Source organism: Bacillus sp. FSL K6-3431, from assembly GCF_038002605.1.
Taxonomy (GTDB): domain Bacteria; phylum Bacillota; class Bacilli; order Bacillales; family Bacillaceae_C; genus Lederbergia.
This window is the reverse complement of the sequence record NZ_JBBOCT010000001.1, coordinates 3,256,986-3,272,562: the sequence shown is the minus strand read 5'-3', so window position 1 is coordinate 3,272,562 and position 15,577 is coordinate 3,256,986. Positions and strand designations below refer to the sequence as shown.

Below are 15,577 nucleotides of genomic sequence, written 5' to 3'. Positions count from 1 at the left end.
AAGCGAGCAAACAACGAAATTCGACAGCAGTTTTTACCGGACTATTTGGACGTCCTCTTTAAGGAATAGCTGCCCATTATTTAAAAATATGGGAGGAGAAATAAAATGAGTGAAATGGTGGATAGAACCCCGCCCCAAAATATAGAAGCGGAGCAGGCTGTAATTGGTGCGATTTTTTTAGAACCGTCTGCCTTAATTCTTGCATCTGAAATACTGATACCTGATGATTTTTATCGTAGTGCCCATCAAAAAATTTATGCTGTAATGTTAAAGCTAAATGAGTTGGGAAAAGCAGTTGACTTAGTTACCGTGACAGAAGAACTGTCGGCAGCTAAAATGTTAGAAGACATTGGTGGCATTTCTTACTTAAGTGAGATTTCTATATCTGTACCAACAGCTGCCAATATTGGATACTATGCTAGAATAGTTGAGGAAAAATCATTACTTCGTCGTTTAATCAGAACGGCTACTAATATAGCAACAGATGGCTTTACACGAGAAGACGAAGTAAATGAACTTCTTGATGAAGCAGAAAAACAAATCATGGAAGTGGCTCAGCGAAAAAATGCGGGAGCTTTTCATAATATAAAAGATGTACTTGTCCGTGCCTATGATAATATTGAACTTTTACACCATCAAAAAGGTGATGTGACCGGTATTCCATCGGGTTTTAGCGAGCTCGATCGGATGACAGCAGGTTTTCAACGAAATGATTTAATTATCGTTGCAGCCCGTCCTTCTGTCGGGAAGACGGCATTTGCGCTAAATATTGCACAAAACGTCGGAACGAAAACGGGAGAAAACGTCGCGATTTTTAGTCTAGAGATGGGGGCAGAGCAGCTTGTGATGAGGATGCTTTGTGCGGAAGGCAATATTAATGCGCAAAATTTAAGAACAGGTTCCTTGACCGATGACGACTGGAAAAAATTAACAATGGCAATGGGAAGTCTATCTAATTCAGGTATTTTTATAGACGACACACCAGGTATTAGAATTGGAGAAATTCGTTCTAAATGTCGCCGCTTGAAACAGGAGCATGGTCTTGGAATGATTCTTATCGATTATTTGCAGCTGATTCAAGGAAGCGGGAACTCCAAAGAAAACCGTCAGCAGGAAGTTTCGGAAATTTCCCGTATGTTAAAAGGATTAGCTCGTGAATTAGAAGTACCTGTAATTGCACTTTCTCAGCTTTCCCGTGGTGTGGAACAACGTCAAGACAAACGACCAATGATGTCAGATATCCGTGAGTCAGGAAGTATTGAGCAGGATGCTGATATCGTTGCATTCCTTTATCGTGATGATTACTATGATCAGGAATCAGAGAATAAAAATATTATTGAAATTATCATTGCGAAACAGCGTAATGGACCAGTTGGTACCGTATCGCTTGCGTTCGTAAAGGAATACAATAAATTCGTAAATCTTGAGTACAGATATGATGAATCAGCTGTTCCTTCAGGGGCATAATGATGAAACACCTCAAATGTTGAGGTGTTTTTTTCATTTATAAATATTACCTTTAGTTAATCTTTGGACTTTGGTTGATTATAAATAAAAGGCGTTGGAAGTAGTGAAGGGATGAAATCTGGTAAGAAAAAAAGTCTTTATTTAAAAATAAACTAACCTTTCGAGAAGATTACATAACCTCGATACTACTCCGCACATAATATTCTCGAAAGATAAATAATCCAACTAATTGACATCCAATAAACGATATTGTATTATTGTCTTTAATTCAAGATACTTTAATTAATAATAAATTAATTAAATGTAATTTTCGGGGAGGTTCCGTGATGAGCAAAAATTTGTCATTAAAGTCATTTGTCGTATTGATGAAGTCTTCAAAATCAGTTCAAGAACGCATTAAAAAGGATATAAGCAGTTACGGAATGGGTATCTCTGATTTTACTGTATTAGAAGCGCTATACCATAAAGGAAAACAAACGATTCGAGAGATTTCCAATGCAGTACTAATCAATACCGGTTCGATAACCTATGTAATTGATAAATTAGAAGGAAAAGGTTTGTTAGAACGAAATGACTGCAAAGAAGATCGAAGAGTTGTTCATATACAAATAACGGAGCAAGGAAAGCAGATTATGGATGAAATCTTTCCAAAGCATCAAAAGGTAATTGAAGACATTTTTTCAGAAATAACATTGGAAGAAAAGCAATCCTTGATAGACATATTAAAAAGGGTTGGAAAAGAACAATAAGGGTCACATAAAAGTAAAATGAATGAAGGAGAGTAAACGGAGTGAAGAAAACAGCAGGAATTCATCATATAACAGCAATCGTTGGTCATCCGCAGGAAAACGTTGATTTTTATGCAGGTGTTTTAGGGTTAAGAATGGTTAAGAAAACGATTAATTTCGATGATCCAGGAACTTACCACCTTTATTTTGGTGATGGAGACGGTAAACCTGGTACAATCATTACCTTCTTTCCGTGGGCTGATGCATATCAAGGAGAAATTGGTGATGGTCAGGTAGGTGTTACATCCTATGTGATTCCGACAGGCGCTATGTCTTTTTGGGAAAAAAGGCTAAAAAAATTTAATATTGATTTTAGCAAGACCGAGCGATTTGGAGAAATGTATTTAACTTTTGCAGATACCCATGGATTACAATTAGAAATCGTTGAAAGAGAAGAAGGCGATGAGAACACTTGGATTTTCGGTGATATAACGCCAGATGTAGCGATAAAAGGTTTCGGTGGAGCTACATTGCTCTCTGCTCAGCCGACTAAAACAGCCCAATTACTTGAAGAAGTAATGGGATTGGAAAAAGTCGGTGAAGAAGGTGGTTTAATCAGATTTAAATCCTATGGTGATATTGGAAATATTGTTGATCTAAAAGCAACTTCAAGTGGACGAGGACAAATGGGGGTAGGAACGGTTCACCATATTGCATGGCGTGCAAAAGATGACCAAGATCAATTAGATTGGCAACAATATGTAGGGGAAAAAGGATATGGTGTAACGCCAGTACAAGATAGAAACTACTTTAATGCCATCTACTTTAGAGAGCATGGAGAAATATTATTCGAAATTGCAACTGATCCCCCAGGATTTGCACATGATGAATCACATAAAACAATGGGGAAAAGTTTGAAGCTACCTGAACAATATGAAATGTATCGTGAACAATTTAATAATAAATTAATTCCAATTGAAGTAAGAAACTTAGATAAATAAGGAGGAGTCACTTTGCATTCCTTTGATCCAAGCAAAAATACGGAACGTGAAAATTATAAACTATTAATCGGTAGTATTGTACCAAGGCCGATTGCATTTGTGACGAGTATTGCTAAAGATGGAACAATAAATGGGGCGCCATTTAGTTATTTTAATATCGTATCTGCTAATCCTCCAATGATTTCCCTATCTATCCAACGCAAAGACGGGGGGCAAAAAGATACGGCACGAAACATTTTAGAAAATAGAGAATTCGTTGTGCATATCGTTGATGAACAAAACGTTGAAAAGATTAATATCACTGCGGCATCACTTCCACCTGATGAAAGTGAAATTGAAAAAGCCCATTTAACACTGATTCCTAGTGAAGCCATCTCCATTCCAGGGATCGCTGAATCGAAAGTTCGTTTTGAATGCATCGTTGAGCGTTGTATCGAATTAGGAGATAAGCATTCTGTAGGGACAGATTTGATTATTGGAAAAATAGTCAGATACCATATCGATGAGTCTATTTACGAAAATGGAAGAATTAATCATAACCGCTTAGGAGCAGTTAGTCGCCTAGCAGGATCTAACTATGCAAAAATTGGCGAAGTATTCTCTATAGAAAGACCAAAGTGAATTTGTTTCAGCACGCTGAAACATTGGCACTCCCACTACGCTTCGTTTAGAGCTGGGGACCTTACCCTAAAGAAAATAAAACATCATGTAGATAGAATTCTTAAATGACAGGTTGATGCCGAAAGCGGGTAGATACAACAAATTAGTTTATTCTAAAAGGACCTAGTGGATTTTGGCGAAATTACGCCAATCACTAAACTTTTGATTAGATTCAAGGCAAGAAGGAAGGGGAATTACAGATGAAACATATTTTTCTAAAAGGAAATGACGATTCAAAACCTACATTACTATTGCTTCATGGAACTGGGGGGACTGTGCAGGACCTTCTAAAACTTGCAGAAAAGATTGATGCGGATGCAAATGTTCTAAGTGTGCGAGGAAATGTGCTTGAGAACGGCATGCCCCGCTTTTTTCGCCGGTTAGCTGAAGGTGTATTTGATGAAGAAGATTTAATCTTTCGTACGAAAGAATTAAATGAATTTCTTAACGATGCTGCTAAAGAAAATGATTTTGATCGAAATAATATTGTTGCTATCGGCTATTCCAATGGTGCCAACATTGCAGCTAGTTTATTGTTCCATTATCAGAATGCATTAAAAGGAGCAATTTTACATCATCCAATGGTTCCAAGAAGAGGAATTGATTTACCTGATCTGACAAGCAAAAATGTATTTATTGCGGCTGGTACAAATGATCCAATTTGTCCAGCACAAGAATCTGAAGAACTTACATCTTTATTGGAAAATGCGAATGCTAATGTAGAACTTTACTGGGAGAATAGAGGTCACCAATTGACATTCAAAGAAGTTGAATCAGCGTCAAAATGGTATCGGGAAATGAAGTTTTAGATTAAAAAAATATACGGTTAATATGAAAGATTAAACGGAGTACGTGTATTTATTTTATGTCCTATATAAGATTTAATATTTTTATACATGCTTATTTAACTTCAGAATGGTTGAGCATTATTAAGTTATCAGAGTTAATGGCATATGTAGTTGCAACAAATTGAATGAGTTGGTGCTTGGCTTTAATAACGAAAATAATTTCTTTTTTGTTAGTAATACTGATGATTGGGGCAATACTAAAGTAAGTTTTTCTTTAGTGGTTTAATGGCAGGATACGAGTTAGACAGCGGTGTCTTTATCTTATTAATTATCGAATTGAAAAGATGACACAAATTCCATTCCTTTTAATAATACCCCATAAGGGAGTGATGACTACATCCAATTTAATTGGTATTAGAATGATTGCAGGCGGTGAAAGAATTGAGTTTTTTAGACAGGTTATTTGGAAGAAATTCAATTAATAAGGAGACGAAAACTATGACAAACGTAAAATTAGCAATAATTTATTACAGTTCTGGAGGTACGAACTATCAATTAGCACAATGGGCAGAAGCGGGAGCAAAGGAAGTGGGTGCCGAGGTAAAGGTACTTAAAGTTGCTGAAACGGCTCCTCAGGCTGCTATTGATTCTAATCCGGGATGGAAGGCACATGTCGAAGCAACGAAAGATGTACCAGAAGTAACATTAGAAGATCTTGATTGGGCAGATGCCATCATATTTAGTGTACCAACCCGATTTGGTAACATGCCATCACAAATGAAGCAATTTTTGGACACGACTGGTGGTTTATGGTTTAACGGCAAACTTGTTGATAAGGTTGTTAGTGCGATGTCTTCAGCCCAAAATCCTCACGGAGGTCAAGAGGCTACCATATTGTCTTTATATACAACGATGTATCATTGGGGAGCAATTGTTGCAGCTCCCGGATACACGGACCCTGTAACCTATGTTGCTGGTGGGAATCCATACGGTACAAGCGTGACTGTTGGACAAGATGGTAAAATGATTGAAGATGTTCAAGCAGCTGTAAAGCATCAATCAAAACGCACAGTAACAGTTGCTGAATCGATTAAAAAAGCAAATCAGTAAATGAACCTGTTTTAGCAAACATCGGAGAATCAGGTGGGGGAGTTTTAAACCCTAAAGAAAGATCAAGATAAAACAGTTTAATTTAAAGAGAAAAGAAGAAGGATAAATAATCCTAATAGGGATTGCATCAGGAAGATATAGATATACAAGTTCATATGCGTCTATAAAAGGAGTCATCCTTGAATAGGATGACTCCTTTTATATTGTCATACCATCTTGTCAATTTCAGTTTGTTATACCCATGTGTTCAATTACCCGTTTCATTGCCTGAATTTGCCCCAAATGTGTTGCTTCATGCATCAATGTTACGCCAGCAAGCTCTCCAAAGGTTTTACATCCTAGGAAAGGTGTTTCCAATGTGTTATTTAGTTGTTCAGCTGGAATTTGCTGAATATGTGCCAATTGATCTTTTAGCTGTACTATAAGTTCATCCATAGTAGGTACATTTCCCGTCCAATCAGCTGGTTTCGTACCGTTCCCAAACAAGTCAATATAGTTTGCAGGAAGCTGGGTCGTTGTATGAGGAAACCCAAACATAGTTTGTTCAGTAATTGTCAAAACGTGACCTGTATGCCAATGAATTGTGTTATTGAAACCATCTGGCTGCACATCAGTTTGGTCCTTGGAAACCGAACCTACAATCTTGATGAAATATTCTCTTGTCAATTCAAATTGCTTGAACATAAGTTTGTTCATCTATTCCTCTCCCTTCACTTATACAATCGCCCATATTATACCATTAAAAAGAGCGAAGAATATAATGAATACACCTCTGGCTCCGCAAAATATCCGTATCGAGTTAACATAATTGATCAATTTTTTTCTTATATCAACGCTCTTAAGAAGCCTGTTGCTGTATAAAACATGTAACCTCTTATTCAATTAAAAATCTGTTTGTTTATAACATGACACATAAGAAGGTACTTTTCATGTTGAGACTATTGAAAAAAGACATACTTAATGAACAGGTAATATTCCATATGTCATTAAGTATGCATTTTCATTGCGACTTTAAATCAAGAATAGTTCTAAAGCCGATTACATCTTTAACATAGTGAAATCGGCTATTTTTAGTTTCAAATCCGTGTTTTGCTAATGATACCTCGATAAATGTTTAATCAAATAAACGACCATGTGCAATAAGATTATATACAATGAAAATTAGTAAAAGAATGAATATTATATCAATTACCTTGAAACGCTAATTATGTCTTATTTCCATTATTTATACAAGGATTTGTCGAAATTTGTCTTGCATTTTCAATGAATATTGATTACACTAAGATGCATAATTATTCTTAATTAAACGTAAAAATACATGGTAGAATAGATAGAGGGAGTAGTATATATGAGTAAGAAAAGCAAGAGAATGGCAATTAACCCACAATTGGGAGCTAAAAAAAATCAAGGTAGAAATATTAATGCGTTCGTATTAATTTTCTGTGTAATTGTGGTAGCGGCAATTTTAACATATATCGTTCCAGCGGGGGAATATGAAAGAATAGATGTAGATGGGCGTACAATTGTAAATCCTGATTCTTTTCAGTTTACTGAGCAATCTCCCGTTGGTTTTTTTCAGATTTTTACAAGTGTTCATTCCGGAATGATTGCGGCCGCTGGCATCATCTTTTTCGTTTTGATTATTGGTGGAGCCTTTGGAATACTGAAAGCAACAGGTGCACTTGATGCATTGATAGTCACGATCACGAGAAAGTTAGCGAATAAGGAATTGGTTCTGATTCCAGCGTTAATGTTATTTTTTGCCGTCGGTGGCACGTTAATGGGGATGTCTGAAGAAACAATTGTGTACGTGGCAATTATTACACCGTTAGCTATCGCACTTGGGTTTGATTCCATTGTAGGATTCGCCATTGTTTCATTGGGTGCGAATATTGGATTTCTTAGCGCCGTGCTTAATCCATTTAACGTTGGTGTCGCACAGGGCATTGCTGAATTGCCGACATTTTCGGGTATCGGGCTTAGACTAGTCATGCTAGCTACTTTTTATGTAGCAGGTGTTATATATGTATATCGTTATGCGAAAAAAATTAAGGAGCAACCTGAACTACGTTATATAGGAAATATGAAACAAAGTACGAATGAGTTAGATAAGGATATTAAGCTAGAAACCCGTCATAAATGGGTGTTAAGTGTCTTTTTACTTAATTTTGTTATTTTAATTATTGGCGTATTAAAATTTGACTGGTATATTACTGAAATTGCTGGGTTATTTCTTCTATTCGGTATTTTGATGGGCTTTATTGGTAAGTTGAATCCGAGTAGCATCGCAGATAACTTTATGGATGGTGCCAAAGATGTGATTGGTGGAGCATTGATTATTGGATTTGCTCAATCGATTCTTGTAGTAGTACAAGATGGTAAATTAATGGATTCTATTTTATTTTATGCATCTTCTTTACTTAACCAATTATCACCAGCATTTAATGCCGTTGGTATGTTTGCTGTTCAGCTGTTTTTAAACTTCCTAGTTCCATCAGGAAGTGGACAGGCTGCACTTACCATGCCGATCATGGCACCACTCGCTGATTTGGTAGGTGTAACGAGACAAACAGCTGTACTTGCGTTCCAACTTGGAGACGGGATCACAAACTCTGTTTTTCCAACAGCAGGTGTGTTGATTGCAGGTCTTGCCGTTGCAGGAATTCCATATACAAAATGGTTTAGATGGGTACTTCCATTTATATTGATCGAAGTTGCACTAGGCATAGTTTTTCTACTCATTGCACAGGCAATCAAATATGGCCCGTTTTAATAAGAAAAGCGGAAGGTGCCCGTTCAGCCGCCCACAGGATGTGGGTGAGTCGGGTTCCCACAGGACGTGGCGATTTTAGTCGAGGAACCATGATGCGGGTCCCTCGACATTGTCATAGGAATACTTAGCTTTTGTTCATATAACAATGTTGTACAACATGAACATAATAGATATGGGGGATCATCATGTTACAAACTAAATTAGTAGACACGGCTTTAAAAGCTTGGACAATAGAACAGCGTAGACATTTCCATATGCACCCGGAATTATCTGGGCAGGAATTTAAAACAGCTGCCTATGTACGAAAAACATTAACAGAATTCGGCCTTCCGATTGACGATAGTTATTCAGCTCCAAATGTTGTTGCTTATCTAAAAGGAACAGAAGGTAAGAAAACAATTGCGCTCCGTGCAGATATGGATGCATTGCCGATTGTGGAAGAAGGGGAAAATAAGCCCTATATTTCTAAAAATCTAGGCGTATCTCATGCATGTGGTCATGACGGACACACAGCGATTTTACTAGCAGTCGCAAAATGGATGAGTAACAATAAGCATCAAGTAAAAAATAACATTAAGTTTATTTTTCAAAGCTCAGAAGAAGCGTCGCCAAGCGGAGCAGAACAACTTGTAAAAGAAGGAGCTCTAGATGGAGTAGATACTATTTTTGGTATTCATCTCATACAAAACCTTGAAATGGGCAAAATTGGCTTTGCGACAGGTCCAGCAATGGCGTCATGCAATGATTTCGATATTACGATTAAAGGTGTCGGCGGTCACGCTGGGCAGCCACAAGATGCGGTTGATCCGATTTATATTGCTTCACATTTGATTCAAGCATTTCAATCGGTTGTGAGTAGAAGCTTGCATCCACTCCATGCGGGTGTAATTTCATTTGGAGGTATTCAAGCGGGAAACTCGTTCAATGTTATCCCTTCTGAGGCGAGATTAACAGGAACAATTCGCGCTATGACATACGAAGCTGCTGAATTGATGCATACAAGAACAAAGCAATTGACAGAATCAATTTGTGAAAGCTTCGGTGCAATAGGTCAATATGAATATATAAAAGGCACTCCGCCACTATACAATCACCCAGAAGCATGTGAATATGCAGAGAAAATCATTGTCCAAACATTCGGAGAAGATATTTTCTCTGTGATGGATCCATCCATGGGGGCTGAGGATTACTCTTATTATTTAAAGGAAAAAACAGGAGCTTTCATTAATGTAGGAATGCAAAGTGACAAAAGCCAATTTCCTCATCATCATCCGAAATTTGATATTGATGAAGATGCGATTCCAACAGCAATTGAATTGATGATTCAACTTGCACTAAATAAATGAAGTCAAAAGCACACTCTTTTAATAGGGGTGCTTTTTTTATTTGCTACTACAAAAGAGTGAAGTAAACTAAATCAGGCAATTGTATGAAGATGCATTATATATTCGATGCGACAGTAGAAGATCGAGAGAGGGGGAAAAGGAGAATACACAAAATAGCTGAATGTAAATGTACATTCAGCCATTGATATTTATATCATATTATGATATTCTTAAGTTTGTTTGCATTTGATAATATTTAATGTATATCTACCCAATTTTAATTATATCAAAAGCGAGGCAGGTTTGTCAAACATTTTATTTCAAAAAAAGGAGTGTGGGTTGTGGAATGAATAAGGAGCGGGAGAAGGAACAGCAGAGGTTGGATTTTATTCAGAATGTACTTGATAACAAAAAGAAGCATCTCCATGAGAATATGGGTGGAGTTAAAGAGGGGATCATTCAACTACGAAAAAGTTTTTGGGACGATGTCACGGTCAATCTTGATGAGCCAGATGATGTTATTGAAACATTCACAAGCATTAAACAACAGGCTGAACTTCTTGCTGAACGGGAAAGAACCCACGGACATTCGAATAAGCAACTCAAACAAATCCACAAGCTAAAAAACTCTCCTTATTTTGGACGGATCGATTTTCATGAGGATGATGAGATAGGAACGGATTGCACATATATAGGTGTCGCTTCCTTGATGGATGAGAATGATGAAGAGTTTCTTATTTACGATTGGCGTGCACCGATTTCAAGCCTGTATTATGATTACACACCTGGCCGCGCTACCTATCATACTCCTTCAGGCATGATAGAAGGAACGATGGAGTTAAAACGGCAATTCATTATTAAAGAAGGAAAGCTTAAAAGTATGTTTGATACAGGCGTTACGATTGGAGATAGCTTGTTGCAGGAGGTGCTTGGAGCGAATGCAAATACCCAAATGAAAAGCATCGTAGCAACTATTCAGAAGGAGCAAAATGATATTATTCGTAACGAAAAAAGCAAATTTCTGATTGTCCAGGGAGTAGCTGGAAGTGGGAAAACTTCGGCAGCTCTTCAGCGGGTTGCTTATTTGCTCTATCGTTACCGAAATACGTTAACATCTGATAATATTATGCTTTTTTCACCTAATCCTCTTTTCAATAGCTATGTTGCAACAGTGCTTCCAGAGCTAGGGGAAGATAATATGGAACAAACGACATATCAACAATATTTGTTAACGAGGCTCGGTGGGAAATTTGACGTCGAGGATCCTTTTTCACAATTGGAATATACACTAACGGCAATAAAAGAGCCTGGGTATAATAACAGGATGAAATCCATTCATTTTAAATCGAGTATCGGTTTTAAAGCGCTCATTGATGAATATATATACTATTTGTCCAAACAGGGACTCATTTTTAAAAATATTACTTTTCGTGACCGCATCATCCTTTCTGCACAAGACATTTACAATGTTTTTTATTCGTTGGACGGGTCAATCTCGATACCCAATCGAATAAAATTAACAATGGAGCGGATATTAAAGGAACTTGCCAAAAAGGAAAAGTTGGAACGCTTGGAAGAATGGGTAATTGAAGAAGCGGAATTATTAGATAAGGATGATTATTTAAAGGTGTTTAGGCAAGTCCAAAAAGAACAGGAAGACGTTGATGATGCCTTTGGGGATGCAGAACGAGAATTACAGCTTATGGCGAAGGCAATCGTGAAGAAATATTTTATGCCAATCAGGAAAGCTGTAAAGAAGTATGGATTTTTAAATATGCGGGCAGTGTATCGTCAATTGTTTACATTAAAAGAATCATTTATTTGGCCAGACGGATGGGATGCAATATGTTCTGAGACGATTGAGCAATTGAATTCTAATTATATGGCATATGAAGATGCAACTCCGTATCTGTACTTACAGGATCTATTGGAAGGGAGGAAATCAAATACTCTCATTCGCCATTTGTTCATTGATGAAGCACAGGATTATACACCGTTTCAATTCGAATATCTTCAACAGCTTTTCCCACATTGTAAAATGACCATTTTGGGTGATGTAAATCAGGCAATTTACGCCCATACAAATAATGCGCAGACGTTAATGGCGACAAAGCTAGATAATATGGAAAAGATTGTCCTGAAAAAAAGCTATCGTTCAACAAAACAGATTGTAGAATTTACAAAAGGATTGATAGCTGGGGGAGAAATGATCGAGCCATTCAATAGAGAGGGAGAAAAACCAACTTTGGTGAAAGTAGATACTATTCATTCACTACATTTAAATATTGAGGCTTGTGTAAGTCGCTTAATAGAAAACGGTCATGAGACAATCGCTATTATTTGCAAGACAATGGAAGAAAGCCTTCATGCGTATAACATACTAGGAACAAAACTAGCTATCCGTCTTATGGATAAAAATACAAACTCCTATAATAAAGGGATCGTCATTCTTCCAGTGTATTTAGCAAAAGGAATTGAATTTGATGCTGTTATTATTTATAACGCGTCAAAGGAACTATATAGTAGGGAAAACGAACGCAAGCTTTTTTATACTTCTTGTACAAGGGCGATGCATGAACTTCACCTTTTTTCTGTCGATGAAATAACTCCGTTTATTAGTGGAGTCTCCGATCAAACATATATAACGAAAAGGGCATATAGATAAGCTTCCCCTCCTTTTTTGGGGGATAACTCCATGTTTTACTAAAAAATAGACTCTCGGAATATCGAGGCGTAAATCTGCCGAATTTCTAAAAACCTACTGGGAATTAAGCTTTAATGAATATTTTGATATTCGATTTCAAACTTTTTTCAATAAGAGACATGCCAAAAAAGCGTCATATTTTTTTAAAAGCCTGCTTTAAAAACATTGTTGCTTTACCAAGTAGTATGTGGTTGATTTCCGCTACAGTTGCTCGCTTTTCCGTCTTGAGAATGCCAAGAGACTATAAAATGGGCAGGAGAAAGTAAGGAGTTTTAGTAAGTAACAAAAAAGCGTAAGGTGTGATGTAGGATATTGACCAAGAAACATATCCTTTCGTTACTTCTTCAAATCTTGTTGCAAGTGGAGTAACAATGGTTCAGGTGTTGGACCAACCAATGTATCATATTGTTGGTGGTAGTAAAGCGTATATTTATTATGTTGGGGATGAATGGCTGGAATTCTGTAAGGAAAGATCAAGTGATGCTTCAACACTTGATCTTTTTGTAATTTATTTGTAATAATCTAAACGTGAAAAGAAATAAATAGAAGTATGTAACACAGTGTATATCATTATTCATTTATCAAATCCCTTTATCTATTGCATTCAATAAGTAATACAGTTATATTACATTCGAAAAAACTATCTCAAAATCAAAGTGTTTTATGCTAAAGTAGACCAGGTAAAAATAATACACATCTATTTAGTTATTACAGATGGGAAGTAATCATAGGGGGATTTACAGAATGAACTTGCAAGAAAAGCGGCTAATTGGTAAGAAAACAGCCGGATTTTTAATGAAGTTGCTCGTTTTTATTATGGCATTTACAACTATCTCTATTACTGCCACGGCGAATCAGAAAATTGATATAGTATATCATGTATACCTCGATGATCAGTATCTAGGACCTGTGTCCGATCAAAAGGTTACAGATCAAATAGTAGAAGAAGCGATAAAGGATAAACAGAAAGATTATGAAGATTACCAACTAGAATTAGGGAATGAACTCACATATATTTCAGAACAGGTATTCCATACAAATGTAGTAGATAATCAAGTGGTGGAACAACTGAAGGACCTGGTAACAATTAAAGCTAATGCCACTGCATTATTAGTAAATGACAAAGCGATTGCATATGTTAAAGACGAAACGGAAGCTGAGTTAGCGTTAAAGAAGTTTAAGTTGCAGTATGTTTCTGAGAAGGAACTAAAGCAAGTTGAAGCAAACAAACAGAAAGATACATCATTACCAGCGCTTATAGATGATGAAAGCCGGGTAACCGATGTACGGATTGAAGAGGAGATTACCGTATCTGCCGATTCTATTTTACCGGATCAAATGGTTACTGTAGATGAAGCGGTACAATTGTTAGAAAAAGGTACGCTAGAAGAAAAAAAACATAAAGTAAAACGAGGCGACGTGCTCGGAACAATTGCTGATGCCTATCAATTAACAAGGAAAAAGCTGATGCAATTAAATGAAGGGCTGTCTGAAGCATCTGTTTTACAAATTGGTCAGGAATTAAACGTACTAGTGACAAAGCCACTTCTTCACGTAATTGTTGAGGAAGAGGTTTATCAAGAAGAAGCAACAGACTTTGAGAAAAAAGTCGTTGAGAATAATAGTATGCCTAAAGGCGAAACGAAAGTGAAACAAGCCGGTAAGAAGGGGAAATCGGCAATTACCTATAAAGTGATTGAAAAAAACGGCAAGCAAACTAGCAAAGATATAGTTAATGAAACCATTATTGAAAAGCCAGTTACAGAAGTGGTCCAAAAAGGAACAAAGGTCATACCTTCACGTGGTACGGGTAGCTTTAGTTGGCCCGCCTCTGGCGGGTATGTATCTAGTAATATGGGGCAACGCTGGGGAAAAGTACATAAAGGAATCGATATTGCCCGTCCAAGCAATCTTACTATTAAAGCAGCAGATAATGGCGTTGTTAGCTCGGCTGGTTGGAATAGTGGTGGATATGGGAATAAAATTGTTATTGACCATAAAAATGGGTACAGGACTGTTTATGCGCATTTAGATTCTATTAGTGTCTCGCCAGGAGAAACAGTTGAAAAAGGCTCTGAAATAGGTGTGATGGGTTCTACAGGGGACTCAAATGGGACACATCTACATTTCGAAGTGTATCAGAATGGACAAATCAAGAATCCTCTAAGTTACTTTTAATATAGAGACAGGTTATGGAAGCCAAAGTGCTTTTGGACCTGTCTCTTTCTATATGTTAAAATAGATAGATTAAGTGCACACATACTTTTTCGTTAATATAGATAAAATATTTTTAAAGGAGATACAAGCCATGGAGAAAAAGATACTAGTTGTAGACGATGAAAAGCCCATTGCAGATATTCTTCAATTTAATTTACAAAAAGAAGGATTTAATGTGCAATGTGCCTATGATGGGGCAGAAGCACTCCGTTTAGTAGAAGAAATGAATCCGGATATGATTTTGCTTGATATTATGCTACCAATCCGTGATGGGATGGAAGTATGCAAAGAAATACGCAAGAAATATGATATGCCAATTATTATGCTAACAGCAAAAGATTCGGAAATAGATAAAGTATTAGGGCTTGAACTTGGTGCAGATGACTATGTAACAAAACCATTTAGTACCCGCGAATTAATTGCTCGAGTGAAAGCTAATTTACGACGTCATTCTCAGATTGCGAATCAATTAGAAGAGGAAGACAATAACGAAATTACAATTGGGACGCTTACTGTTCACCCGAATGCGTATGTCGTTTCAAAAAATGGCGAAACAATTGAGCTGACACATAGAGAATTTGAACTTCTCCATTATTTAGCAAAGCATATCGGCCAAGTCATGACAAGAGAACACTTATTACAGACTGTCTGGGGATATGATTACTTTGGTGATGTACGAACAGTTGATGTAACAGTAAGAAGACTTAGAGAAAAAATTGAAGATAGTCCTAGCCATCCGACATGGATCGTAACAAGAAGGGGAGTCGGCTACTATCTACGAGCACCTGAACAGGAGTAGTCCCA

General features: G+C 37.0%; 12 protein-coding genes and 1 pseudogene. 12 read left to right on the top strand and 1 reads right to left on the bottom strand.

Annotated features, from left to right (window positions below):
* Positions 1-105: 105 nt before the first annotated feature.
* From dnaB to wrbA, 6 genes are all read left to right on the top strand, one after another.
* On the top strand, positions 106-1,467 hold the full coding sequence (gene dnaB, locus MHB53_RS15805; protein ID WP_340920098.1) for a replicative DNA helicase: 1,362 nt from the start codon (positions 106-108) through the stop codon (positions 1,465-1,467).
* 326 nt (positions 1,468-1,793) lie between these two features.
* Entirely contained in the window at positions 1,794-2,216 is a 423-nt protein-coding gene (locus MHB53_RS15800) for a MarR family winged helix-turn-helix transcriptional regulator (protein ID WP_340920096.1), read from the top strand.
* A gap of 41 nt (positions 2,217-2,257) precedes the next feature.
* Entirely contained in the window at positions 2,258-3,196 is a 939-nt protein-coding gene (locus MHB53_RS15795; protein WP_340920093.1) for a ring-cleaving dioxygenase, read from the top strand.
* Between the two features lie 12 nt (positions 3,197-3,208).
* Complete coding sequence (locus MHB53_RS15790; RefSeq protein WP_340920090.1) at positions 3,209-3,817, top strand: flavin reductase family protein; 609 nt, start codon at positions 3,209-3,211, stop codon at positions 3,815-3,817.
* A gap of 239 nt (positions 3,818-4,056) precedes the next feature.
* Complete coding sequence (locus MHB53_RS15785; protein ID WP_340920088.1) at positions 4,057-4,665, top strand: alpha/beta hydrolase; 609 nt, start codon at positions 4,057-4,059, stop codon at positions 4,663-4,665.
* A 477-nt stretch (positions 4,666-5,142) separates the two neighbouring features.
* Positions 5,143-5,754, top strand: coding sequence for an NAD(P)H:quinone oxidoreductase (gene wrbA, locus MHB53_RS15780; RefSeq protein WP_340920086.1), 612 nt, complete (start codon positions 5,143-5,145; stop codon positions 5,752-5,754).
* A gap of 225 nt (positions 5,755-5,979) precedes the next feature.
* Here the strand turns inward: wrbA and MHB53_RS15775 are convergent, their stop codons facing one another.
* The gene (locus tag MHB53_RS15775; protein ID WP_340920084.1) at positions 5,980-6,450 is read right to left on the bottom strand and encodes a DinB family protein; all 471 of its coding nucleotides are present in this window, start codon (positions 6,448-6,450) and stop codon (positions 5,980-5,982) included.
* A gap of 652 nt (positions 6,451-7,102) precedes the next feature.
* On the opposite strand from MHB53_RS15775, the gene MHB53_RS15770 reads away from it, so the two are divergent.
* The 6 genes and pseudogenes from MHB53_RS15770 (at position 7,103) to yycF (ending at position 15,572) form a co-directional block, all read left to right on the top strand.
* On the top strand, positions 7,103-8,527 hold the full coding sequence (locus tag MHB53_RS15770) for a YfcC family protein (protein WP_445661440.1): 1,425 nt from the start codon (positions 7,103-7,105) through the stop codon (positions 8,525-8,527).
* 185 nt (positions 8,528-8,712) lie between these two features.
* On the top strand, positions 8,713-9,873 hold the full coding sequence (locus tag MHB53_RS15765; RefSeq protein ID WP_340920081.1) for a M20 metallopeptidase family protein: 1,161 nt from the start codon (positions 8,713-8,715) through the stop codon (positions 9,871-9,873).
* Between the two features lie 325 nt (positions 9,874-10,198).
* Complete coding sequence (helD, locus tag MHB53_RS15760; protein ID WP_340920080.1) at positions 10,199-12,517, top strand: RNA polymerase recycling motor HelD; 2,319 nt, start codon at positions 10,199-10,201, stop codon at positions 12,515-12,517.
* A 347-nt stretch (positions 12,518-12,864) separates the two neighbouring features.
* Positions 12,865-13,002 (top strand): annotated as a pseudogene (locus MHB53_RS15755) (adenylosuccinate synthetase); the annotation flags it as partial.
* Between the two features lie 298 nt (positions 13,003-13,300).
* Positions 13,301-14,734, top strand: a complete 1,434-nt coding sequence (locus tag MHB53_RS15750; protein WP_340920078.1) for a peptidoglycan DD-metalloendopeptidase family protein — start codon at positions 13,301-13,303, stop codon at positions 14,732-14,734.
* A 130-nt stretch (positions 14,735-14,864) separates the two neighbouring features.
* The gene (gene yycF, locus MHB53_RS15745) at positions 14,865-15,572 is read left to right on the top strand and encodes a response regulator YycF (RefSeq protein ID WP_340920075.1); all 708 of its coding nucleotides are present in this window, start codon (positions 14,865-14,867) and stop codon (positions 15,570-15,572) included.
* The last annotated feature ends 5 nt before the right edge of the window (positions 15,573-15,577 follow it).